Genomic DNA, 22,474 nt, shown 5'->3' with positions numbered 1-22,474 from the left:
CTCTGCCGCGCGTCTCCGCGCCCCTTGCGACGTGCGCCCTCCCTCAGTCGTCACTCATTCCTGGAGTCCCGTGATGGACATCCCTCTCTCCACCATCGCCGTCGTCGGCCTCGGCACGATGGGCACCGGTATCGCCGAGGTGCTCGCCCGCGCCGGCCGCGAGGTCATCGGCATCGACATCAGCGAGGCGGCCGCCCGGCACGCCGTCACCACCCTCGAAGCCGCCACGGCGCGCGCCGTCGAGCGTGAGCGCATCACCGAGGAGGAGCGCCGGAACGTTCTCGCCCGCTTCCGCACCTTCTCGGATCTCCAGGCGGCCGCCGACGCCGACCTCGTGATCGAGGTCGTGCCCGAGTCGTACGAGACGAAGCAGCAGGTCATCCGCGAGCTCGACGCCGTCGTCCGGCCGGACGCGATCCTCGCGACCGGCACCAACGCCCTCTCCGTGACCCGCCTCGCGGCCGACTCGGCGCACCCCGAGCGCGTGCTCGGCCTGCACTTCTTCAACCCGGCCCCGGCGATGAAGCTGGTCGAGGTCGTCTCGTCCGTGCTGACCGCCCCGCAGGCGGTGCAGGCCGTCACCGCGCTCGCCCGCGACCTGGGCAAGGAGCCCGTCGCGGTCGGCGACCGGCCCGGCTTCGTCGCGGACGGGCTGCTCTTCGGCTACCTCAACCAGGCCGCCGCGATGTACGAGGCGAAATACGCGTCCCGCGAGGACATCGACGCCGCGATGAAGCTCGGCTGCGGGCTGCCCATGGGCCCGCTGGCGCTGCTCGACCTGATCGGCATCGACACGGCCCGTACCGTCCTCGACGCCATGTACGCCGAGTCCCGGGACCGGCTGCACGCGCCCGCGCCGATCCTGAAGCAGCTCAGCGAGGCGGGTCTGACCGGCCGCAAGTCGGGCCGCGGCTTCTACACGTACGAGGCGCCGGACAGCGGCGCGGTGGTGCGCGACGCGCTGACGCCGCTGGAGGCCGCGCAGAGCACCGGCGGACGTCCGGTGAGCGCGGTCGGCGTCGCCGGGTCCGGCACGATGGCGAGCGGTATCGCGGAGGTCTTCGCGAAGGCCGGCTACGACGTCGTCCTCGCCGCCCGCAGCCAGGAGAAGGCCGAGACGGCCAAGTCCCGTATCGCCAAGTCGCTTTCGCGCTCTGTCGACAAAGGCCGGCTGACCGCCGAGGCGATGGCGGAGGCGCTGGCCCGGATCACCCCGGCCGGCACGCTGGACAGCCTCTCCGACGTCGATCTGGCGGTGGAGGCGGTCGCCGAGGACCTGGAGGTCAAGCAGCAGCTGTTCGCCACGCTCGACAAGATCTGCAAGCCGGGCGCGGTGCTCGCCACCACGACCTCCTCGCTGCCGGTCGTCGCCTGCGCCCGCGCCACCTCGCGGCCGCAGGACGTCATCGGGATGCACTTCTTCAACCCGGCCCCGGCGATGAAGCTGGTCGAGGTCGTCCGCACGGTCCTGACCTCGGACGACGTCCACGCGACGGTCCGCGGGGTCACCACGAGGATCAGGAAGCACCCGGTGGACTGCGGCGACCGCGCCGGCTTCATCGTCAACGCGCTGCTGTTCCCGTACCTCAACAACGCGATCAAGATGGTGGAGGAGCACTACGCCTCGCTCGACGACATCGACGCCGCGATGAAGCTGGGCGGCGGCTATCCGATGGGGCCCTTCGAACTCCTCGACGTCGTCGGGCTCGATGTCTCGCTCGCCATCGAGAAGGTGCTCCACCGCGAGTTCCGCGACCCGGGCCTGGCCCCCGCGCCCCTGCTCGAACACCTGGTGGCCGCGGGCTGCCTCGGCCGCAAGACGGGGCGCGGCTTCCGGGAATATGCCCGCCGCTGAGCCGCAGGGGCCGTGGGGAGGGCTGCTCGGATCGTCGGGCAGCCCTGCCCCACAGGCGCGCTCTCCTGCACAGATGCAGTACGTTCAGGTCATGCCCCAGCCCGCCAGGTCACCCCGTGCCACCTCCCGCGCCGCCTCCGCAGCCGACGCCCCCGAGAGCGCGGCGGGCAGCCGCGCAGCGGCCCAACGGCTCAAGATGCGGCGGGAACTGGCCGCGGCGGCGATGGAGCTCTTCGCGACCAAGGGGTACGAGGCGACGACCGTCGACGAGATCGCCGCGGCGGCCGGGGTCGCCCGCAGGACGTTCTTCCGCCACTTCCGCTCGAAGGAAGAGGCGATCTTCCCGGACCACGACGACACGCTCGTACGCGCCGAGGCGGTGCTGAACGCCGCACCGGCGCATGAGCATCCGCTCGACACCGTCTGCCGGGGCATCAAGGAGGTCATGAAGATGTACGCCTCCTCGCCCGCGGTCTCCGTGGAGCGCTACCGCCTCACCCGCGAGGTACCCACGCTGAGGGAGCGCGAGATCGCCTCGGTGGCCCGCTACGAGCGTCTGTTCACCCGCTATCTGCTGGGCCACTTCGACGAGCGCGACCACCACGACGGCAACGACGACCCGCTGCTCGCCGAGGTGGCCGCGTCGGCGGTGGTCACCGCCCACAACCACGTGCTGCGCCGCTGGCTGCGGGCGGGCGGCCAGGGCGATGTGGAGGCCCAGCTCGACCACGCCTTCGCGATCGTCCGCGACACCTTCGGCACGGGCATCGGCGCGGGTCGCCGCACCGCACCGGACCAGAGCCGCCCCGCCGCGACGGTGCGGCCCGCAGGCGAGGTCCTGGTGGCGGTGGCCCGCACGGACGCACCGCTCCCGGAAGTGATGCGCACCATCGAGCAGGCGCTCAGGAAGGGCTGACGCTCCGGTCCGGGGCAAGAGCCCCGGACTCTGTTTCCTTGTGGGCTCCCTCAACCCATTTGTGAGGGTTTCGCCCTCTGCATCCCCTCGCCCCCCGCATCCCGTGTCCCACACACCGGCGGGGCTTCATTGCGGGCTGCCGTCGATCGATCATCGCTCATCTGTGACACCCAGATTGCATCTGAGTGAAATTGTGGCACCCAGTGTCTTGCGGCCTGGCACGGGGTGCCATACGTTGAAGGTGTCCGGGCGGCCGGCGTGCAGAGCACCTTCGTACGCCGGCTGTCCCCGCCAGCCTCCCGGCTCGCGCGCCCGGACGCCTGCGTCACAGGCAACCTCCCGCGCCCACAAAAGCGCTGCCACAGCACCACCTCCGCCGCCGAACCGACGGCACCTCCACCGCAGCACTTCCCCGACGTTCCCCTCAGCGTCCCGCCCGCGAGGCGGGACGCCTCCCCTCGCTCGGCTCCGCCGGACCGGGGAACCCCAATCGCCGGAGGCAACACCGTGAAGGAAATCCTGGACGCGATTCAGTCACCGGACTCCACGTCCGCGGACTTCGCCGCACTGCCGCTGCCCGAGTCGTACCGTGCGATGACCGTGCACAAGGACGAGACCGAGATGTTCGCCGGTCTCACCACGCGGGAGAAGGACCCCCGCAAGTCGCTCCACCTCGACAACGTGCCGGTCCCGGAGCTCGGCCCCGGCGAGGCGCTCGTCGCGGTCATGGCCAGCTCGGTCAACTACAACTCCGTCTGGACCTCGATCTTCGAGCCGCTCTCGACCTTCGGGTTCCTGGAGCGCTACGGAAAGCTCTCCGAGCTCACCAAGCGCCACGACCTGCCGTACCACATCATCGGCTCCGACCTCGCGGGCGTCGTCCTGCGCACCGGCCCCGGCGTCAACGCCTGGCACCCCGGCGACGAGGTCGTCGCCCACTGCCTCTCCGTCGAACTGGAGTCCTCGGACGGCCACAACGACACGATGCTCGACCCCGAGCAGCGGATCTGGGGCTTCGAGACCAACTTCGGCGGCCTCGCCGAGATAGCCCTGGTCAAGTCGAACCAGCTGATGCCCAAGCCGAAGCACCTGAGCTGGGAGGAGGCGGCGGCGCCCGGCCTGGTCAACTCCACCGCGTACCGCCAGCTGGTCTCCCGCAACGGCGCCGGGATGAAGCAGGGCGACAACGTCCTGATCTGGGGCGCGAGCGGCGGACTCGGCTCGTACGCCACGCAGTTCGCGCTCGCCGGCGGCGCCAACCCGATCTGCGTGGTCTCCAGCGAGCAGAAGGCCGACATCTGCCGGGCGATGGGCGCCGAGGCGATCATCGACCGCAACGCCGAGGACTACAAGTTCTGGAAGGACGAGCACAACCAGGACCCCAAGGAGTGGAAGCGCTTCGGCAAGCGCATCCGCGAACTCACCGACGGCGAGGACGTCGACATCGTCTTCGAGCACCCGGGACGGGAGACCTTCGGCGCCTCGGTCTACGTCACCCGCAAGGGCGGCACCATCGTCACCTGCGCCTCGACCTCCGGCTACAACCACGAGTACGACAACCGCTACCTGTGGATGTCGCTGAAGCGGATCATCGGCTCCCACTTCGCCAACTACCGCGAGGCGTGGGAGGCCAACCGCCTCATCGCCAAGGGCAGGATCCACCCCACCCTGTCGAAGGTCTACTCCCTGGAGGAGACCGGCCAGGCCGCGTACGACGTGCACCGCAATCTGCACCAGGGCAAGGTCGGCGTGCTCTGCCTCGCCCCGCAGGAGGGCATGGGGGTGCGCGACGAGCAGCGGCGCGCCGAGCACATCGACGCCATCAACCGCTTCCGCGACATCTGAGGTCCCACATGAGCGAGCGTCAGACCGCGAGTGAGCCGAAGAGCGCCGGGTACGCGCGCCCGGAGGCGAACACGCGGAAAGAGAAGGACCGGCCGTGGCTCATGCGCACCTACGCCGGCCACTCCACGGCGGAGGCGTCCAACGAGCTGTACCGGCGCAACCTCGCCAAGGGCCAGACCGGCCTGTCGGTCGCGTTCGACCTGCCGACGCAGACCGGCTACGACCCCGACCACGTCCTCGCCCGCGGCGAGGTCGGCCGGGTCGGGGTCCCGGTCTCGCACCTCGGTGACATGCGGCGGCTGTTCCAGGACATCCCCCTGGAGCAGATGAACACCTCGATGACCATCAACGCCACCGCCATGTGGCTGCTGGCGCTCTACCAGGTGGTCGCCGAGGAGCAGGGAGCGGACATCACCAGGCTCCAGGGGACGACACAGAACGACATCGTCAAGGAGTACCTGTCGCGCGGGACGCACGTCTTCCCGCCGGGCCCCTCGCTGCGGCTGACGACCGACATGATCACCTACACGGTCGCCCGCATCCCCAAGTGGAACCCCATCAACATCTGCAGCTACCACCTGCAGGAGGCCGGTGCCACGCCGGTCCAGGAGATCGCCTACGCGATGTCCACCGCGATCGCCGTCCTGGACGCGGTACGCGACTCCGGGCAGGTGCCGCAGGAGAAGTTCGGCGATGTCGTCGCCCGTATCTCCTTCTTCGTCAACGCGGGCGTCCGCTTCATCGAGGAGATGTGCAAGATGCGCGCCTTCGGCCGCATCTGGGACCGGATCACACGCGAGCGCTACGGCATCGAGGACCCGAAGCAGCGCCGCTTCCGCTACGGAGTCCAGGTCAACTCGCTCGGTCTGACCGAGGCGCAGCCGGAGAACAACGTCCAGCGCATCGTCCTGGAAATGCTGGCCGTGACGCTCTCGAAGGACGCCCGCGCCCGCGCCGTGCAGCTCCCGGCGTGGAACGAGGCGCTCGGCCTGCCCCGGCCCTGGGACCAGCAGTGGTCGCTGCGCATCCAGCAGGTCCTCGCGCACGAGTCCGACCTGCTGGAGTACGAGGACATCTTCGCGGGCTCGCACGTCATCGAGGCCAAGGTGGACGCCCTGGTCGCCGAGTCACTCGCGGAGATCGACCGGATCCAGCAGATGGGCGGCGCGATGGCGGCCGTCGAGTCCGGCTACCTCAAGTCGCAGCTGGTGTCCTCGCACGCCGAGCGGCGGGCCCGGATCGAGGCCGGCGAGGAGAAGATCGTCGGCGTCAACGTCTTCGAGACCACCGAGCCCAACCCGCTGACCGCGGACCTCGACACCGCGATCATGACGGTCGACCCGGCGAACGAGGCCCGGGTCGTGGCCGGGCTCCACGAATGGCGCGACAACCGCGACGAGGGCCGCGCCCAGGAGGCCCTCGCGGCGCTCAAGGCCACGGCGGCGGGAGAGGGCAACCTGATGGCAGCCACCGTCGAGTGCGCCCGTGCGGGTGTCACCACCGGCGAGTGGGCCTGGGCGCTGCGGGACGTCTTCGGCGAGTTCCGCGCCCCGACGGGCGTCTCGTCGGCCCCGGTCGCGGTCACCGCCGAGGAGGGCACGCCGCTGGCGCTCGTCCGCGAGAAGGTGGCCCGCACCGCCGAAGAGCTGGCTTCCGGCCGGCTGCGACTGCTGGTCGGCAAGCCCGGCCTTGACGGGCACTCCAACGGCGCCGAGCAGATCGCCGTAAGGGCGCGCGACGCGGGCTTCGAGGTGGTCTACCAGGGCATCCGGCTGACGCCCGAGCAGATCGTCAGCGCGGCGCTGTCCGAGGACGTGCACTGCGTGGGCCTGTCGATCCTGTCCGGCTCGCACGCCGAGCTGGTGCCGGACGTGCTGACACGCCTGCGTGAGGCGGGCGCATACGACATCCCGGTGATCGTGGGCGGGATCATCCCGAACGGTGACGCCGAGGATCTGAAGCGCGCGGGTGTCGCCGCCGTCTTCACCCCGAAGGACTTCGGTATCACCGAGATCATCGGACGTATCGTCGACGAGATCCGGAAAGCGAACAAGCTCGACCCCCTGGAGGTCCCCGCATGACAAGCCCCGTCAACCGGCTGCGCCCGCGTCGTTCCTGCCTGGCGGTCCCGGGCAGCAACCCGCGTTTCCTGGAGAAGGCCCAGGGCCTGCCGGCCGACCAGGTCTTCCTGGACCTGGAGGACGCCTGCGCGCCGCTCGCCAAACCCGAGGCGCGGCACACCATCGTCAAGTTCCTCAACGAGGGCGACTGGACGGGCAAGACGCGCGTCGTGCGGGTCAACGACTGGACCACCCACTGGACGTACCGGGACGTCGTGACGGTCGTCGAGGGCGCCGGCCAGAACCTCGACTGCATCATGCTGCCGAAGGTCCAGGACGCCGAGCAGATCGTCGCCCTCGACCTCCTCCTCACCCAGATCGAGAAGACGATGGGCTTCGAGGTCGGCAAGATCGGCATCGAGGCGCAGATCGAGAACGCCAAGGGCCTGGTGAACGTCGACGCGATCGCCGCCGCCTCGTCGCGCGTGGAGACGATCATCTTCGGCCCGGCCGACTTCATGGCCTCCATCAACATGAAGTCGCTGGTCGTGGGCGAGCAGCCGCCCGGCTACCCGGCGGACGCGTACCACTACATCCTCATGCGCATCCTGATGGCGGCCCGTACGCACAACCTCCAGGCGATCGACGGCCCCTACCTCCAGATCCGCAACCAGGAGGGCTACCGCGCCGTCGCCCGGCGCGCCGCCGCTCTCGGCTTCGACGGCAAGTGGGTGCTCCACCCGGACCAGGTCGCCGCGGCCAACGAGATCTTCTCGCCCTCCCAGGAGGACTTCGACCACGCCGAGCTGATCCTGGACGCGTACGAGTACTGCACGTCCGAGGCGGGCGGCAAGAAGGGCTCCGCGATGCTCGGCGACGAGATGATCGACGAGGCCAGCCGCAAGATGGCGCTGGTCATCTCGGGCAAGGGCCGCGCCGCCGGTATGACCCGTACCTCGAAGTTCGAAGCCCCGGAGGCGTGAGCACCATGCAGTTCGGACGCACCTTCGAAGAGTTCGAGGTCGGCGCGGTCTACAAGCACTGGCCGGGAAAGACGGTCACCGAGTACGACGACCACCTGTTCTGTCTGCTGACGATGAACCACCACCCGCTCCACATGGACACGAACTATGCGGAGAGGACGACGGACTTCGGGAAGAACGTCGTCGTGGGCAATTACATCTATTCGCTGCTGCTCGGCATGTCGGTGCCGGACGTGTCGGGAAAGGCGATCGCCAATCTGGAGATCGAGTCGCTCCGCCATGTCGCGCCGACCTTCCACGGCGACACGATCTACGGTGAGACGACCGTCCTCGGCAAGACGCCGTCGAAGTCGAAGAGCGACCGCGGCATCGTCCACGTCGAGACCAAGGGCTACAAGCAGGACGGCACGCTGGTGTGCGTGTTCCGCCGCAAGGTGATGGTCCCCACCGAGACGTACATCAAGGAGCGCGGCGGCGAGCAGCCGGGCCGCCCGGAGCTGATCGAGCCCCCGAAGAAGGCGGAGAAGTAGCCATGGCCCGACTCGCCCAGACCGCCGGTCTGACCGATGTCCAGCAGGAGATCCTGAAGACCGTCCGGGACTTTGTCGACAAAGAGATCATCCCGGTCGCGACCGAGCTGGAGCACCGCGACGAGTATCCGCAGCAGATCGTGGACGGCCTCAAGGAGCTCGGACTCTTCGGCCTGATGATCCCCGAGGAGTACGGGGGCCTGGGCGAGTCCCTGCTGACGTACGCCCTCTGCGTCGAGGAGATCGCCCGCGGCTGGATGTCCGTCTCGGGGATCATCAACACGCACTTCATCGTGGCGTACATGCTCAAGCAGCACGGCACCCAGGAGCAGAAGGATCACTTCCTGCCCCGGATGGCGGCCGGCGAGGTGCGCGGCGCCTTCTCGATGTCCGAGCCGGGGCTCGGCTCGGACGTGTCGGCGATCACGTCGAAGGCGGTGAAGGACGGCGACGAGTACGTCCTGAACGGCCAGAAGATGTGGCTGACGAACGGCGGCACGTCGACCCTGGTGGCCGTACTCGTCAGAAGTGACGAAGGACACCCCGAGGGGACGGCCCCGCACAAGTCGATGACGACCTTCCTGGTCGAGAAGGAGCCCGGTTTCGGAGAGGTCCGCCCCGGCCTCACCATTCCCGGGAAGATCGACAAGATGGGCTACAAGGGCGTCGACACGACCGAGCTCATCATGGACGGACTTCGCATTCCGGCCGATCGGGTACTCGGCGGCACCACCGGCCGAGGGTTTTACCAAATGATGGACGGCGTGGAGGTCGGCCGCGTGAACGTGGCGGCGCGTGGCTGCGGCGTCGCTCAACGTGCCTTCGAACTGGGTGTCTCCTATGCCCAGCAGCGTCATACTTTCGGAAAGCCGATCGCGCAGCACCAGGCCATTCAGTTCAAGCTCGCCGAGATGGCTACCAAGGTCGAGGCGGCCCATGCGATGATGGTCAACGCAGCGCGCAAAAAGGACTCCGGGGAGCGAAACGACCTGGAGGCAGGGATGGCGAAGTACCTCGCGTCCGAATACTGCAAGGAAGTCGTCGAGGACGCCTTCCGCATCCACGGCGGTTACGGCTTCTCCAAGGAGTACGAGATCGAGCGCCTCTACCGCGAGGCTCCGATGCTGCTTATCGGCGAAGGTACCGCCGAGATCCAGAAAATGATCATTGGTCGTCGGCTCCTCGAGGAGTACCGATTCCAGGGGTGAACGTCGCTTTTGGGTCGGTTCGGCCGCGAAGAAGATCACACCCGGGCTGCTTGCGCCGGGGGCTTCCGGCCGGCCGACTCGGCCTCTGGCTTGCCCAGTTGCGGTCAGCAACCGATAGCATCGCCGGAAAGCCGCCGTCCCCCTGTTGCCAGCGCGGCATCATCCGCTACGAAGGTCATCCATGCCCCACAGCCAAACCTCTGCACCTCGCGACAGCCTGCTCGGCGTACGCCTCGCGCGCGGAGCATCGCCGTGGCTCCTGCCGACCGTCGCGACCGCGGCCCTGAGCCTGGCGCGTGCGCGCCGGTCGAAGCGCGCCGCGGCCATCGCCGTGCCCACCACCGCGCTCGCGGCGGGCATGCTGTGGTTCTTCCGCGACCCCGAGCGCGAGATCGCCCAGGGCCGGGTGATCTCCCCGGCCGACGGTGTGGTGCAGAGCATCATGCCGTGGAAGGACGGGCGCACCCGCGTCGCCATCTTCATGAGCCCTCTGAATGTCCACGTCAACCGCGCGCCGCTGGCCGGCACGGTGACGTCCGTCGAGCACGTGCCCGGTGGATTCGTTCCGGCGTTCAACAAGGAGAGCGAGAACAACGAGCGGGTCGTCTGGCACTTCGACACCGAGCTCGGCGACATCGAGATGGTCCAGATCGCGGGCGCCGTCGCCCGGCGCATCGTGCCCTACATCCCCCAGGGCACCAAGGTCGAGCAGGGTGAGCGCATCGGCCTGATCCGCTTCGGTTCGCGCGTCGACATCTACCTTCCGGCCGGTGTCGAGGTCGCCGTCGAGGTGGGCCAGGCCACGACCGCGGGGGTGACTCGCATTGACCGTGATTGATCCCGAGACGGAGGCCGGGTGGGTCCGGGACGCCGAGGGCGCCGAGTCCGCGTCCGCCTCCGAGGCCGCCGACGACGCCGAGGAGATGCCCCTCTCCCTGCGGCTCTCAATAGCGGACACCCTCACGCTCGGTAACGCCACGTGCGGATTCATGGCGGTGTACTTCACCACCACCGGAATCCTCATCCCCCATCTCGTCGGCAGCCCCGAGAGCGGCATGGCGCGGCACTCCGCCGCGACCGCCGTGATCCTCATGCTCTGCGCGGCCGTCTTCGACCTCTTCGACGGGCTCGTGGCGCGCAAGCTGCGCAGCTCGCCGATGGGCGCGGAGCTGGACAACCTGTCCGACCTGATCAGCTTCGGGCTCGCCCCGGCGTACTTCGTCCTCGTGTACGGAATGGTCGCCGACGACGCCCATCAGAAGGTCTCGGCGGTGGCCGCGATCGTCGTGCTGCTCGCGGTCGTGCTGCGACTGGCCAGATTCTCGTGCGTGACGCTGAAGGACGGCATGTTCCAGGGCATGCCGAGCCCGTTCGGCGCGCTGACGGTCGTCTCGATCATCCTGCTGGAGCTGCCGTTCATCCCGACGCTGATGGCGATCATCGGCGCGGCCTGGCTGATGGTGAGCCGGGTCGAGTACCCGAAGCCGCGGGGCGTCCTCGCGGTGGCGATGCTCAGCTGGATCGTGGCGGCGATGGGTCTGCTCGCGGCGTGGGCGTTCGACGCGCCGGGCGGCCAGATGCTGCTCCAGACCGGCTGCGCGCTGCAGATCGTGCTGGCGGCGACGATCCCGCTGTTCGCGACGGCGCGGCGGGTGAACACCTTCCGCGACAACCGGCGCGAGGCGCGGGCTTCGGCCCAGCTTCCGTAGCGTCACGGCGGTTCCTCACGGCCTCGAAGGGCCCGGGTGCTTCGGCACCCGGGCCCTTCGTCGTACGCGCCTGTCGTGCGGGGTCCGAAGCCGCCGCCCGGGCCCCGTGCCGCCCGGGCCCGCTGCCCGCCCGCATCCACGCCCCCGGCAGGGCCGGGGACGGCCGCTCCCAGGGCCGGGGACTGCCGGGCCCGAGGGCCGGGGCGCTTGGCGGCCGGGCCCGGCTCAGGCTCAGTCCCGGGGCGTGAGGAGGGCCGGGGAGGGGAGGGCGAGGCTGGCCCAGACCGTCTTGCCGCGGGGCTCCATCGGCGACCAGGACCAGGTGTCGCTGAGGGCGCCGATCAGGGCGAGGCCGCGGCCGTCGAAGGCCGTGTCGTCGGCGTTGCGCGGGCGCGGCGGCTCGGGGCTCGGGTCGGCGACGGAGCAGACGATGTGGTCGGGCTGCCGGACGAGACCCAGCCACAGGGGGTACTCCGTGGCGGCTTCCGGGGCCTCGGTCGTGAGCCCGTGCCGCACCGCGTTGGTGACGAGCTCGCTGACGATCAGCGCCATGTCGGGGACGAGCGGCTCCAGCTCCCAGCCGTTCAGGGTGAGCGTGACGAACCGCCGCGCCTGGCAGGCGTTCCGCGGAGTGCCGTCGAGGCCGCAGGCGGCGAAGCCGCCGAGAGCGGGAAGCCCGTCGCCCAGGGCATGCCCCTGCCACGTCTCACGTGGGGTCTCGGGCGACGGTTTCGGGCCGACTTGCGCGGACGCAGGCCGGCTGCCGTGCCCGGCCTGCGTGCTCGAAATCGTTGACAGGTGAATCGTCACTGCTCATGTCCCCCTGCGGGCTGGGGTGTTCGACGCTGCGACAGCCGGTGGGAAACGAGTATTGTCGAGCCGGCACCGGAAATGCAATTGCATCTGAGATTGCAGTGACCAGATCCGGAACGAACGAACGTGCGAACACAGAGGGGTTGGTGGGCATGGAGTTCCCCAACGGCATGCGGGCGGACGCGCTGAGCTCGGTCACATGGATCAAGAGCAGCCACAGCAACGCCACGGGCAACTGCGTGGAGTTGGCAGCGCTTCCGGACGGTCAGGTGGCCGTGCGCAACTCCCGTGACCCGCAGGGGCCGGCGCTCGTCTACACCCGCGACGAGGTGGAGGCGTTCGTCGCGGGTGCCCGCGGCGGCGATTTCGACACCGTGATTGGCTGAAAGTCATCAGTTCACCGACCAGTTCCCCATGGCTCATCCAGGGAAGTACGGGATAGTGTCGTCGTCTTCTCAATAGTCCGCAGGAGCGCGCGATGGCTGCAGTCGAACCGAGCCCGTCGTTGTTCACCGGGCCCTTGGGAGCGGTCGAGACCAACCCGACCGCCCTGAAGGTGATCCTTGGCGGCAAGTTGCGCGAGCTTCGCGTGGCCGCCGGGCTCGACCCCTCCGCCGTCGACGTGCGGCTCGGCTTCTCCCGCTCCAAGACGAGCCGGATCGAACTGGGCCGGCACGGCTGCAAGCCCGCCGACGCCCTCGCCCTGCTGGATCTGTACGGGGTGGAGGGCGACGAGCGCGTCACGGAGTTCGTGCGGCTCGTGGAGCAGTCCCGCAGGAGCGACTGGTGGCGCAGCTTCAGCGACGTCCTGTCGGACTTCTTCGCCCCGCTGGTCGCCCTGGAGGGCGCGGCGGCGACGATCCGTACGTACGAACCGTTCTATGTGCCCGGCCTGTTGCAGACCTCCGCCTACGCTCGCGCGGTGATCCAGTCCGGGCCCGCACGGCTCTACAGCCACGATGTGCAGCGCCGCGTCGACCTCCGGCAGGAGCGCCAGCGCCAGCTCGACCAGAAGGACGGTCCGCGGCTGTGGGCGCTGATCGACGAGTCCGTGCTGCTGCGCACGGTCGGCGGTCCGCAGGTGATGCGCGGGCAGTTGGAACATCTCGCCGCGATGATGCAGCAGCCCCGGATCACGCTGCAGATCGCTCCCCTGGACGTGACGGCCTCGGTCGGCGTCGGCACCGGGGTGACGTATCTGCGCTTCGCGCTGGGCGACCTCAAGGACGCCGTCTACATCGAGCATCTGACGGACAGCACCTTCAGCCAGAAGCCTCAGGTCGTCGAGCAGTACCGCGACATGCTCGACCGGCTCGGCGCCTGTGCCCTCACCCCCAGGCAGTCCCTGGCGCTGGTGCAGGAGCGTCTGGCCCACCTCTGAGCACGCAGCGGAGCGCGGAACCGGAAGCCGGAAGCCGGAAGCCGGAAGCCGGAACGGACCGGGAACAAGGACCGGACACAGACAAGGCCGCGGCCCCGGGCGTCTCCCGCCCGGGGCCGCGGCGCGTCATGCTGCGGGCCGGTCACCCGAGACGGGCGACACCGCCCCACTCGATCCACTCGTCGGTCTGCTGGACCGGGGCGAGGTCGTTGTCCGGCCGCCAGGTGGACACCTCCACCAGTCCCGGCTCCAGGATCTCCAGGCCGTTGAAGTACTCGGTGACCTCGTGCTCCTCACGGACCCGGCCCCAGTGGCCGCCCGTGGCCTCCGCCATGAAGTCCGTGACGAACTTGCGGATCTCGGCCCGGTCGCTGACGAGCTGGCAGACCACCAGGAAGCTGCCCGGCGCCAGGCGTTCGGCGACGCGGCGCACGAGACCGGCCGGGTCGTCCTCGTCCGGAATGCAGTGCATGACGGAGACGAACAGCGCGGCGACCGGCCGGCTGAAGTCGATCAGCCGCGTCGTCTCCTCATGGGTGAAGATGCCTTCGGTGTCCCGCATATCGGCCTGGATGACCGCGGTGCGGTCGTTCTCCTCCAGCAGCGCCCGGCCGTGGGCCAGCACGATGGGGTCGTTGTCGACGTACACCACACGCGAGGCCGGGTCCACGGCCTGGGCGACCTGGTGGACGTTGTCCTGTGTCGGCAGACCGGACCCGTGGTCGATGAACTGGCGGATTCCGTAGTCGACGGCCAGCGTCCCCACCACACGCTGCAGGAAGCGGCGGTTGTTGATCGCCAGCACCTTGGTGCTGGGCACCTGCTGCAACAACTGCTCGCAGGCGTCACGGTCGGACTGGTAGTTGTCGTCGCCCCCCAGGAAGAAGTCGTACATGCGCGCCACGCTGGGGATCTTGGTGTCGATGGCGTCCGGGCTCCACGACTCGCTCTGCATCCAGTCCTCATTCACGTCAACGGGGAATCCAGTCGGGTAGGACGCACATGCTAGGGAGCACCGGGGAGGCGGTACAGGCGCTTGGACCGGTACACCGATCGAAGGGCATGCTTTCGGCCATTCGTAGAAGGAAGTTGACCGGAGCGCGGCGGCTCGGAAGGCCACATGGAGGGCACGTGGCACACACGCCACAGGAGCCCCCGGTGGCGAGAACCGGGGGCTCCGGGGAGCCGGGGAGCGGGGGAGCGGGGAAGCCGGGGAGCGGGGAAGCCGGGGGGGGGCCGGACCGACCGAGGCCCGGCCCGGCCCCGGCCCCGGCCCGGGAGTGATTCCCGGGCACCGCTGTCAGACCAGGAAGTCCCGGGCGATCGACTCCGCGGCCCGCTCCAGCAGCGGCCCCGCCTGCGCCATGCAGACCGCGGGGTCCGGCTCCAGCTCCAGCAGCGCGTAGGCGCGGCTGATACCCGCCGCACCGAGGGCCTCCGGGGGCAGCGCCAGGCGGCCGCAGACGGCGACGACCTCGACACCCTGCGCGCGGGCGGCCGCGGCGACGCCGGCCGGGGCCTTGCCGTGGAGGGTCTGCTCGTCGAGGGAGCCCTCACCGGTGACGACCAGGGTCGCTCGGGCGAGTGCGGGGGCGAAGCCGAGGATGTCGAGCATGACCTCGATCCCGGGACGGAACCTCGCGCCCAGCGCGACCAGCGCGCCGTAGCCGATGCCGCCCGCCGCGCCCGCGCCGGGCAGCGCGGCCTGCTCGGGCCCGAGGAGCGACGCGTAGTGGGCGAGCGCGGTGTCGAGCGCGGTCACGTCCTGCGGCGACGCTCCCTTCTGCGGGCCGAAGACGGCCGGGGCGCCCTTCGGCCCGGTCAGCGGGTTGTCCACGTCGCTGGCGAGGATCAGATCGACGTCCTTGAAGCGGGCGTCCAGCCCCGACAGGTCCGTGGTCGCGACATCGACGAGCGCGCCGCCGCCGGGCCCGACGGGCTTGCCGTCCGCGTCCAGGAAGCGAGCGCCCAGCGCGGCCAGCATCCCCGCCCCGCCGTCGGTCGTGGCGCTGCCCCCCACCCCGAACACGATCGTGCGCGCCCCCGCGTCGAGCGCGGCGCGCAGCAGCTCCCCTGAGCCGTACGTCGTGGCCGTGAGTGGCGCGAAAACGCCGTCGGGCAGGTGCTGGAGTCCGGATGCCTCGGCCATCTCCACCACGGCCGTGGTGTCCTTCAGCGCGTACGCCGCGGTCAGCGGCTCGCCGAGCGGTCCGGTCACCAGCGCCTCGCGGCGCTCGAACCCCGCCGCCACCGCCGCCGCGACCGTGCCGTCGCCGCCGTCCGCGACGGGCAGGGTCTCCACGGGAAGTCCCGGAACGACCCGCCGCAGCCCGGCCGTCACCCGCTCGGCCACCTGCACGGCCGTGAGCGAGCCCTTGAACTTGTCCGCCGCCACGAGCACTCGCGCGGCAGTAACTGCTCCGTCCGCCACCTTGCTATCCCTTGCTTTCGAACAGGCAGTCGCGCCGCCCCGACCCTATCCGCACCCTCGGACGGCGTGCCACCCCCTGTTATGGCGGTATGTCCCACCATAGTGGGGCCACATGAGTACGGAACGTACGGGACCGGTCGACGAGCTGCCGCATCCCGCTCCGTCGCCCGACCGTGTGGTCATCGGCATCGGGATGGCCGCGGTGGCCGGGGTGGTGGCGTGGGCCGCACTCGCCGGGGGCTCGTTCGCCGGCGTCTCCTCCGCCTCACTGGCCTGGGTCCTGTCCAACTTCGCCTGGCTGTTCGTGATCGCCGCCGATGTCTTCCTCGTCCTGTGCGTGGTGATCGCCTTCAGCCGCTTCGGACGGATCCGGCTCGGCACCGACGACTCGGAGCCCGAGTTCTCGAACCTCGCGTGGATCGCGATGATGTTCAGCGCCGGCATGGGGATCGGCCTGATGTTCTACGGTGTCGGGGAGCCGCTCCAGCACTACGCCTCCCCGCCTCCGGCGAGCGGCGTCCCGCCCCGGTCGGGCGCGGCGGCCCAGCTCGCGATGGAGTACTCGTTCTTCCACTGGACGCTCACGCCCTGGGCGATCTACGGCATCGCTGGCCTGGCGCTCGCGTACGCCGGCTTCCGCAAGGCCCGCGGCAACCGGCTCAGCTCGGCGTTCGTCCCGCTGATCGGCGCCCGCCGGGCGGCGTCCTGGCAGGGCAGGGTGATCGATCTGCTCGCGGTGCTCGCCACGGTCTTCGGTACGGCGACAAGCCTCGGCCTCGGCGCGCTCCAGGTCGCCGAGGGCCTGGACATCACGACCGGCGTCGAGGCGTCCCGGTCCACCCAGCTGGTGATCATCGTGGCGCTCGGTGCCGCCTTCGTCGCCTCGGCCTTCTCCGGTCTGCACCGGGGCGTGAAATGGCTGAGTACGCTCAACATCGTGCTGGCGGCCTTCCTCGCGGCGTTCGTCTTCCTCCTCGGACCGACGGTCTTCATCCTGGACACGGTCCCGGCCTCGGTCGGCGGCTATCTGCAGGAGCTGCTGCCCATGGCGACGCGTACGGGCGCGTTCACGGACCGCGCGTGGCTGGGCACCTGGACGATCTTCTACTGGGCGTGGTGGCTGTCCTGGGCGCCGTTCGTCGGCACGTTCATCGCCCGGATCTCGCACGGCCGCACCGTCCGGGAGTTCCTGATCGGGGTGCTGCTGGTGCCGAGCGGCGCCACGGTCGTCTGGTTCTGCGTGATGGGCGGCACCGCGATCCGGCTCGACCAGACGGGCCGGGCCGATCTGGCCGCCACCGTGAAGACCGGGGCGGAGGCCTCGCTCTTCGGGATGCTGGACGCGCTGCCGATCGGCACGGTCACCTCGTTCATCGCGATGGTGCTGGTGATGACGTACTTCGTGACCAGCGCGGACTCCGCCTCGCTGGTGATGGGCTCGCTGACCAGCGGGGGCTCACTGGATCCGCCGACGTGGCTGGTGGTGGCCTGGGGCGTGCTGATGGCGGCGGTCGCCGCGGTGCTGCTCGTCGCGGGCGGGCTGAGCTCGCTGCAGACGGCGACGATCCTGGTCGCGCTGCCTTTCGCGGTGGTGATGCTCGGGTTGTGCTGGGCGCTGGTGAGGGAGCTCCGCGAGGACCCGGGGGCCGGCCCGGCCCGCCATCACGCGGTGCACGGCGTACGGGACGCGGTGGGGGCGATGGTGGGCGAGGCGATGACCACGAAGGCCGGACAGGGGCCCGCGTCCGGTGCCGGGCCGGGGGCCGATGCCGGGCCCGGACGGGGTACACGCGGACCATGACGCCCTCAGGCATGCCCACGGAGCCGACAGAGCCAACGGAGCCCACGAAGACCCCGCGGACCGCCGACCAGATCCTCGGCGGCTGGCTGGGCAGGATCGCGGGAAACATGCTCGGCAAACCCGTCGAGCGCGGCGACTACTGGACGCGCGAGCGCATCGACCGCTATCTGCGCCTCACCGGCGCGCTTCCGCTCACCGACTACCTGCCAGAGCCGCACCCGGACGCTGCGCGGACCGCCGAGTTCGAGCTGCGCCCGGAGTGGCGCCAGTGCGTCCGCGGCCGGATCCACGGCAGCTGCCGCGACGACGACATCGACTACTCGATCCTCGCGCTGCATCTGCTGGAGACGCATGGCTTCGGCTTCACCACGGAGCAGGTGGGCGAGTTGTGGCTGCTCCGGCTCCCGTACCTCCAGACGTTCACCGCGGAGCGGGTCGCCTACCGCAACCTGACCGCCGGTCTGAAGCCGCCGCTGACGGCCACCTACGACAACCCGTACCAGGAATGGATCGGGGCCCTCATCCGCGCGGACGTCTTCGGCTGGACCTGCCCCGGCGACCCGCGCCGCGCCGCGTCCCTCGCCCGCCGGGACGCGGTCCTCTCCCACACCGGCAACGGCGTCTACGGGGCGATGTGGGCGGCCGCGACGACCGCCGCCGCGTTCACCGCCGCCGACACGCGCGAGGCCCTCGACACGGCCCTCGACACCGTCCCGGCGAGCAGCCGGCTCGCCCGCACGGTCCGCCGTACGACGGCCCTGTACGACAGCGGCCTGCCCTGGGCCGCCACGCTCACGGCGATGGAGGAGGAGACGGGCCGGCTCGGCTGGATCCACACCGTCCCCAACGCGGCGGTCATCACGGCCGGACTCCTGTACGGCGGCGGGGACTTCACCACGACCATCGCCCTGACCGTCCGCGGCGGCCTCGACACGGACTCCAACGGCGCGACGGCGGGCTCGGTCGCCGGGGTGCTGTGCGGGGCCTCCGGCATCCCGCCCCAGTGGACACAGCCACTGGAGGACCGGGTGCGCAGCGCCGTGTTCGGCTTCGACGGGGCGAGGATCGGGGAACTGGCCGACCGCACCGCACGGTTGGCGGCGGCCGCCGCCCCGGGCGGCGCCCCCTAGAGGCTGCGGCGTGGCTGCTGCCGGCGCCGCCACGCTCTTCCGGGGACGCCGAGGGGCGCGTCCTGCTCGTCGAGCCCAACTACCGCGAGGGCTGGACCCTCCCGGGCGGAACGATCGAGTCCGACGCCGGTGAGACGCCGCGCGAGGCCGCCCGCCGCGAGACGCTGGAGGAGCTGGAGGAGATCGGCCTGGACGTCGCCCCCGGCCGGCTGCTCGCGGTGGACCCGGGCCTGTCGTTCGGATCAGGCTGGATCAGCGAGCGGCCCGCCGCGGAGCGGCTGATGTCACAGCGGTGCGTGCAGATGCAAGGCGGAGGAGGAAATCGACGCGGTGGGGGGCACCTCCCGTGCCCGGAGGGCTACGGGGAAGTCGACGACCGATGACAACGCAGCAGATGCGCGTGCCAGACCCCGCGAGGCCGGCAAGATCCGAACGACAGGCCCTGGGTGCGGGGCGCCGGCCGGCCGCCGGTCGTGGCCTACGTGTACGACGGCGGCGTGCTGGACGGTGAGCGGTTCCGGGCGATCCGGCTGCAGGAGGAGGAGTTGGTCTCCTGGAAGCTCGTGGCCCGCGAGGAGCTCCCCACCTATCTCCTCGGCGCCCTCGGCCATCGCGTCCTGGCCGCCCTGGACGCGCTCGCGGCGGGCACGGGCCCCGCCGAGCTGGTGGACGGGCGGCCGGCCGGCTGATCCGTTCGCCGTCGCGGACCGCCGCTGCGTACGCTCGCGGCATGACTCTCGTCGCGATCCTCAGCGGCGCCGGGATCTCCACGGACTCCGGCATTCCCGACTACCGCGGTCCGAACGGCCTGTGGCGGCGGGAACCCGAGGCCGAGAAGCTCGTCACCTACGACCACTACATGGCCGACCCGGAGATCCGGCGGCGGTCGTGGCGGATGCGCAGGGACGGCCCGGCCCTGCGGGCCGAGCCGAACGTCGCGCACCGGGCGGTGGCCGAGCTGGAGCGGGCGCGCAACGGTGTCGCGGTGCGGGTGATCACGCAGAACGTCGACGGTCTGCACCAGCTGGCCGGCATGCCCGCCCGCAAGGTCCTCGAACTCCACGGCACTGCGCGCCAGGCGGAGTGCACGCGCTGCCACGCGCGCTCCCCCATGCAGGAGGAGCTCGCCCGCCTCACCGGGGGCGAGGAGGATCCGCCGTGCCGCGTGTGTGGTGGCATCCTCAAGTCGGCGACGGTGATGTTCGGGCAGCGGCTCGATCCGGTTGTGCTGGGTGAGGCGATGGGGATCGCGAAGGCGTGCGAGGTCTTCATCGCGGTCGGCTCCAGCCTCCAGGTCCAGCCCGCGGCCTCCCTGGCGGGCCTCGCCGCCGACAACGGGGCCCGGCTCGTCATCGTGAACGCCGAGCCCACGCCGTACGACGACCGTGCCGCGCAGATCATCCGCGAACCGATCGGCACGGCCCTGCCGACGCTGCTGCGGGAACTCGCCGAGGGGTGACCTCGCCGCCTCCTCCCCGGCTCCCCGCCTCTCCGGGCCGGGGCTCCGCACGGCCCCGAAGGGGCTAGATCGTGTCTTCAAAGTCCCGTCTGCCCGGCGACGCCTGGCACCCACGCTCGCCGCGTTGTCGTCGGTCGCCTATGTCCCCCGTGGCCCTTCGGGCACGGGAGGTGCCCCCACCGCATGGACTCCCTCCTCCGCCTTGCGATCGCACGCACCAGACGCCTCCAGGCCCGCCCTCCGGGCGGACGACGCCACTGTGAAGACACTCCCTAGAAGAGCGCGTCCGGGGTGGCGGCGCCGCTCTCGAAGGCCAGCAGCCGCTGCTTCCGGTCGAGACCGCCCCCGTACCCCGTGAGGCTGCCCGTCGAGCCGATCACCCGGTGGCACGGGACGATGATCCCGACCGGGTTCTTCCCGTTCGCGAGCCCCACAGCCCGTGACGCGCCCCGCTTGCCGAGCGCCTCGGCGAGGTCGCCGTACGTCCGGGTCTCGCCGTACGGGATCAGGCACAGCTGCTCCCAGACGCTCCGCTGGAACGGCGTCCCCTCAAGGCGCAGCGGTACGTCGAAGTCCTTCAGCTCGCCCGCGAAGTAGGCGTCGAGCTGGCTGATCGCTTCGCCGAACGGGCGCGGGTCGGGCGTTCCGAAGGTCTCCTCGGCGGGGCGGTGGCGCTGCTGGGTCATATAGAGGCCGCTCAGCACGGAGTCCGTGGCGACGAGGGTGAGCGGCCCGTACGGGCTGTCGAGGACGGTGTGGGTCCTGGTCATGTGAACTCCTCAGACGGGCAGGTGGTTGATGGGATGGTCGCCCGTCGCCCACAGGTACTGGACGGCGTAAGCGCGCCAGGGGCGCCAGGCCGCCGCGCGCGCGGTGAGCGCGGCGGGGGTCGACGGCAGGCCGAGGCCGGCGGCGGCACGGCGGACGCCGAGGTCGGTCGGGAGGAACGCGTCCGGGTCGCCGAGCGCGCGCATCGCGATGGACTCGACGGTCCAGGGGCCGAGGCCGGGCAGCTCGCCGAGGCGGGCGCGGGCCTCGTCCCAGTCGCTGTCGGCCCCGAGGCGCAGCGTGCCGTCGGCGAGCGCGGCGATGAGCGTGGTGAGGGTCGTGCGGCGGGCCTTCGGGAAGGCGAGGCTGTCCGGGTCGAGTCCGGCCAGTGCCTGCGGGGCGGGGAAGAGGTGGGTGAGGCCGCCCTCGGGGTCGTCGACCGGGATGCCGTGGGCGGTGACCAGCCGGGCCGCGTGGGTGCGGGCGGCGGCGGTGGAGATCTGCTGGCCGAGTACGGCCCGTACCGCGAACTCCGCCGCGTCCGCCGTTCTCGGCACGCGCCTGCCCGGCGCCTTGTCGACGAGCGGCGCGAGCAGCGGGTCGGCGCGCAGCTGGTCGTCGACGGCGACAGGGTCGGCGTCGAGGTCGAGCATCCGGCGGCAGAGGCTGATGGCGAGGGTGAGGTCGCGCGGGTCGGCGAGCGAGAGCCGGCAGGCCACGTGGTCGGGGCGGGGGGCCAGCGACACGATGCCGTGACCGTGCGCCAGCGCGAGCGTGCGGCGGTACGCGCCGTCGCGCCATTCCTCCACGCCGGGTACGGCGGTCGCGACGAGGTGCCCGAAGAGGTTGTCGGGGTTGAGCGGGGCGCGGTACGGCAGGCGCAGCGCGAGCACGCCGGGGATCGTGGGAGGCCGGCCTCCCCGGGGGGCGGACGCGGCGCGGGTGCGCAGCTCGCTCGGGGAGAGCGCGAAGACCTCGCGGACCGTGTCGTTGAAGGTGCGGATCGAGGAGAAGCCGGCGGCGAAGGCGACCTCGGCCATGGGCAGGGCCGTGGTCTCGACGAGCAGCCGGGCGGTCTGGGCGCGCTGCGCGCGGGCCAGGGCGAGCGGCCCCGCGCCGACCTCGGCGAGCAGCTGGCGTTCGATCTGCCGGGTGGAGTAGCCGAGCCGGGACGCGAGGCCGGGGACGCCTTCGCGGTCGACGACGCCGTCCTGGATGAGCCGCATGGCGCGGGCGACGGCGTCGGCGCGGGCGTTCCACTCGGGGGAGCCGGGGCTGGTGTCGGGCCTGCACCGCTTGCAGGCGCGGAAGCCGGCCTGCTGGCAGGCTGCCGCGCTGGGGTAGAACGTCATGTTCTCGGCCTTGGGCGGCACGACGGGGCAGCTGGGCCGGCAGTAGATCCGGGTGGTCAGGACCGCGGTGAAGAACCAGCCGTCGAAGCGGGCGTCCTTCGACCGGACGGCCCGTACGCAGCGCTCGATGTCGGTGTGCATGGATCCAGCATCGAGTACCCCGGGAGCTAGCGCTGGCGAAAAAACGACATGAGTGTCGCGCAGGGTGGGCCGGGCCCGCGCCACCCCACTGC

Annotated in this window: 19 protein-coding genes and 2 pseudogenes; 16 read left to right on the top strand and 5 right to left on the bottom strand. The window is 70.9% G+C overall.

Annotation, left to right across the window (positions count from 1 at the left end):
* Window positions 1-73 precede the first annotated feature (73 nt).
* From KK483_RS30805 to pssA, 9 genes are all read left to right on the top strand, one after another.
* Window positions 74-1,855 carry a 3-hydroxyacyl-CoA dehydrogenase family protein gene (locus KK483_RS30805; RefSeq protein WP_262008490.1) on the top strand — a complete coding sequence of 594 codons (1,782 nt, stop codon included), beginning with the start codon at window positions 74-76 and terminating at the stop codon, window positions 1,853-1,855.
* Window positions 1,856-1,928: 73 nt separating this feature from the next.
* The gene (locus tag KK483_RS30800; RefSeq protein WP_262008488.1) at window positions 1,929-2,771 is read left to right on the top strand and encodes a TetR family transcriptional regulator; all 843 of its coding nucleotides are present in this window, start codon (window positions 1,929-1,931) and stop codon (window positions 2,769-2,771) included.
* Window positions 2,772-3,278: 507 nt separating this feature from the next.
* Window positions 3,279-4,616 carry a crotonyl-CoA carboxylase/reductase gene (gene ccrA / locus KK483_RS30795; RefSeq protein WP_262008487.1) on the top strand — a complete coding sequence of 446 codons (1,338 nt, stop codon included), beginning with the start codon at window positions 3,279-3,281 and terminating at the stop codon, window positions 4,614-4,616.
* An 8-nt stretch (window positions 4,617-4,624) separates the two neighbouring features.
* On the top strand, window positions 4,625-6,697 hold the full coding sequence (locus KK483_RS30790; RefSeq protein ID WP_262008486.1) for a protein meaA: 2,073 nt from the start codon (window positions 4,625-4,627) through the stop codon (window positions 6,695-6,697).
* Window positions 6,694-7,659 (top strand): CoA ester lyase, encoded by a 966-nt coding sequence (locus KK483_RS30785; protein WP_262008485.1) that lies wholly within the window; start codon window positions 6,694-6,696, stop codon window positions 7,657-7,659. The genes KK483_RS30790 and KK483_RS30785 overlap by 4 nt, the downstream gene beginning before the upstream one ends.
* A 5-nt stretch (window positions 7,660-7,664) precedes the next feature.
* Window positions 7,665-8,189, top strand: coding sequence for a MaoC family dehydratase (locus KK483_RS30780; protein ID WP_262009755.1), 525 nt, complete (start codon window positions 7,665-7,667; stop codon window positions 8,187-8,189).
* A gap of 2 nt (window positions 8,190-8,191) precedes the next feature.
* Entirely contained in the window at window positions 8,192-9,397 is a 1,206-nt protein-coding gene (locus KK483_RS30775; protein WP_262008484.1) for an acyl-CoA dehydrogenase family protein, read from the top strand.
* 181 nt (window positions 9,398-9,578) lie between these two features.
* Window positions 9,579-10,235 carry a phosphatidylserine decarboxylase gene (locus tag KK483_RS30770; protein WP_262008483.1) on the top strand — a complete coding sequence of 219 codons (657 nt, stop codon included), beginning with the start codon at window positions 9,579-9,581 and terminating at the stop codon, window positions 10,233-10,235.
* Window positions 10,222-11,106: a CDP-diacylglycerol--serine O-phosphatidyltransferase gene (gene pssA / locus KK483_RS30765; RefSeq protein ID WP_399015425.1), complete on the top strand. Its 885-nt coding sequence runs from the start codon at window positions 10,222-10,224 to the stop codon at window positions 11,104-11,106. Before KK483_RS30770 ends, pssA begins: the two co-directional genes overlap by 14 nt.
* 231 nt (window positions 11,107-11,337) lie before the next feature.
* On the opposite strand, the gene KK483_RS30760 is transcribed toward pssA, so the two are convergent.
* Window positions 11,338-11,916 carry an ATP-binding protein gene (locus KK483_RS30760; protein WP_262008482.1) on the bottom strand — a complete coding sequence of 193 codons (579 nt, stop codon included), beginning with the start codon at window positions 11,914-11,916 and terminating at the stop codon, window positions 11,338-11,340.
* Between the two features lie 155 nt (window positions 11,917-12,071).
* Here KK483_RS30760 and KK483_RS30755 point away from each other — a divergent pair, with 155 nt between their 5' ends.
* On the top strand, window positions 12,072-12,305 hold the full coding sequence (locus KK483_RS30755; RefSeq protein WP_262008481.1) for a DUF397 domain-containing protein: 234 nt from the start codon (window positions 12,072-12,074) through the stop codon (window positions 12,303-12,305).
* A gap of 92 nt (window positions 12,306-12,397) precedes the next feature.
* Window positions 12,398-13,300 carry a helix-turn-helix transcriptional regulator gene (locus tag KK483_RS30750; protein WP_262008480.1) on the top strand — a complete coding sequence of 301 codons (903 nt, stop codon included), beginning with the start codon at window positions 12,398-12,400 and terminating at the stop codon, window positions 13,298-13,300.
* Window positions 13,301-13,442: 142 nt separating this feature from the next.
* Here the strand turns inward: KK483_RS30750 and KK483_RS30745 are convergent, their stop codons facing one another.
* Together KK483_RS30745 and KK483_RS30740 are read right to left on the bottom strand one after the other, a co-directional pair.
* On the bottom strand, window positions 13,443-14,255 hold the full coding sequence (locus KK483_RS30745; RefSeq protein WP_262008479.1) for an SAM-dependent methyltransferase: 813 nt from the start codon (window positions 14,253-14,255) through the stop codon (window positions 13,443-13,445).
* Window positions 14,256-14,600: 345 nt separating this feature from the next.
* Entirely contained in the window at window positions 14,601-15,731 is a 1,131-nt protein-coding gene (locus KK483_RS30740; protein WP_262008478.1) for a glycerate kinase, read from the bottom strand.
* 112 nt (window positions 15,732-15,843) lie between these two features.
* Between KK483_RS30740 and KK483_RS30735 the strand changes: the two genes are divergently transcribed.
* The 5 genes and pseudogenes from KK483_RS30735 (at window position 15,844) to KK483_RS30715 (ending at window position 20,121) form a co-directional block, all read left to right on the top strand.
* A complete protein-coding gene (locus tag KK483_RS30735; RefSeq protein WP_399015421.1) occupies window positions 15,844-17,532 on the top strand; it encodes a BCCT family transporter in 1,689 nt (562 codons plus the stop codon).
* Window positions 17,529-18,662, top strand: coding sequence for an ADP-ribosylglycohydrolase family protein (locus tag KK483_RS30730; protein WP_399015419.1), 1,134 nt, complete (start codon window positions 17,529-17,531; stop codon window positions 18,660-18,662). The genes KK483_RS30735 and KK483_RS30730 overlap by 4 nt, the downstream gene beginning before the upstream one ends.
* A 10-nt stretch (window positions 18,663-18,672) precedes the next feature.
* A pseudogene (locus tag KK483_RS30725) lies at window positions 18,673-18,886 on the top strand (NUDIX domain-containing protein); the annotation flags it as partial.
* 219 nt (window positions 18,887-19,105) lie between these two features.
* Window positions 19,106-19,351, top strand: a pseudogene (locus KK483_RS30720) (NUDIX hydrolase); the annotation flags it as partial.
* A 41-nt stretch (window positions 19,352-19,392) separates the two neighbouring features.
* Window positions 19,393-20,121 carry a Sir2 family NAD-dependent protein deacetylase gene (locus KK483_RS30715; protein WP_262008477.1) on the top strand — a complete coding sequence of 243 codons (729 nt, stop codon included), beginning with the start codon at window positions 19,393-19,395 and terminating at the stop codon, window positions 20,119-20,121.
* Between the two features lie 272 nt (window positions 20,122-20,393).
* Here the strand turns inward: KK483_RS30715 and KK483_RS30710 are convergent, their stop codons facing one another.
* Together KK483_RS30710 and KK483_RS30705 are read right to left on the bottom strand one after the other, a co-directional pair.
* On the bottom strand, window positions 20,394-20,891 hold the full coding sequence (locus KK483_RS30710) for a methylated-DNA--[protein]-cysteine S-methyltransferase (protein ID WP_262008476.1): 498 nt from the start codon (window positions 20,889-20,891) through the stop codon (window positions 20,394-20,396).
* A gap of 9 nt (window positions 20,892-20,900) precedes the next feature.
* Complete coding sequence (locus KK483_RS30705) at window positions 20,901-22,382, bottom strand: AlkA N-terminal domain-containing protein (protein WP_262008475.1); 1,482 nt, start codon at window positions 22,380-22,382, stop codon at window positions 20,901-20,903.
* Window positions 22,383-22,474: the final 92 nt, after the last annotated feature.

It is taken from the genome of Streptomyces sp. FIT100 (genome assembly GCF_024584805.1).
GTDB lineage: Bacteria > Actinomycetota > Actinomycetes > Streptomycetales > Streptomycetaceae > Streptomyces.
Note: the sequence above shows the minus strand (reverse complement) of the source record. Positions and strands in the feature narration are given on the sequence as shown.

What these genes read in the sequence shown, in the direction of transcription:
- KK483_RS30750 (WP_262008480.1), top strand. Translation starts at nt 12,398, where the DNA reads ATGGCTGCAGTCGAACCGAGCCCGTCGTTGTTCACCGGGCCCTTGGGA.
- KK483_RS30710 (WP_262008476.1), bottom strand. Translation starts at nt 20,891, where the DNA reads ATGACCAGGACCCACACCGTCCTCGACAGCCCGTACGGGCCGCTCACC.
- KK483_RS30790 (WP_262008486.1), top strand. Translation starts at nt 4,625, where the DNA reads ATGAGCGAGCGTCAGACCGCGAGTGAGCCGAAGAGCGCCGGGTACGCG.
- KK483_RS30770 (WP_262008483.1), top strand. Translation starts at nt 9,579, where the DNA reads ATGCCCCACAGCCAAACCTCTGCACCTCGCGACAGCCTGCTCGGCGTA.
- KK483_RS30775 (WP_262008484.1), top strand. Translation starts at nt 8,192, where the DNA reads ATGGCCCGACTCGCCCAGACCGCCGGTCTGACCGATGTCCAGCAGGAG.
- KK483_RS30705 (WP_262008475.1), bottom strand. Translation starts at nt 22,382, where the DNA reads ATGCACACCGACATCGAGCGCTGCGTACGGGCCGTCCGGTCGAAGGAC.
- KK483_RS30715 (WP_262008477.1), top strand. Translation starts at nt 19,393, where the DNA reads ATGACTCTCGTCGCGATCCTCAGCGGCGCCGGGATCTCCACGGACTCC.
- KK483_RS30755 (WP_262008481.1), top strand. Translation starts at nt 12,072, where the DNA reads ATGGAGTTCCCCAACGGCATGCGGGCGGACGCGCTGAGCTCGGTCACA.
- KK483_RS30780 (WP_262009755.1), top strand. Translation starts at nt 7,665, where the DNA reads ATGCAGTTCGGACGCACCTTCGAAGAGTTCGAGGTCGGCGCGGTCTAC.
- KK483_RS30730 (WP_399015419.1), top strand. Translation starts at nt 17,529, where the DNA reads ATGACGCCCTCAGGCATGCCCACGGAGCCGACAGAGCCAACGGAGCCC.
- KK483_RS30800 (WP_262008488.1), top strand. Translation starts at nt 1,929, where the DNA reads ATGCAGTACGTTCAGGTCATGCCCCAGCCCGCCAGGTCACCCCGTGCC.
- KK483_RS30735 (WP_399015421.1), top strand. Translation starts at nt 15,844, where the DNA reads ATGAGTACGGAACGTACGGGACCGGTCGACGAGCTGCCGCATCCCGCT.
- KK483_RS30745 (WP_262008479.1), bottom strand. Translation starts at nt 14,255, where the DNA reads ATGCAGAGCGAGTCGTGGAGCCCGGACGCCATCGACACCAAGATCCCC.
- KK483_RS30805 (WP_262008490.1), top strand. Translation starts at nt 74, where the DNA reads ATGGACATCCCTCTCTCCACCATCGCCGTCGTCGGCCTCGGCACGATG.
- KK483_RS30785 (WP_262008485.1), top strand. Translation starts at nt 6,694, where the DNA reads ATGACAAGCCCCGTCAACCGGCTGCGCCCGCGTCGTTCCTGCCTGGCG.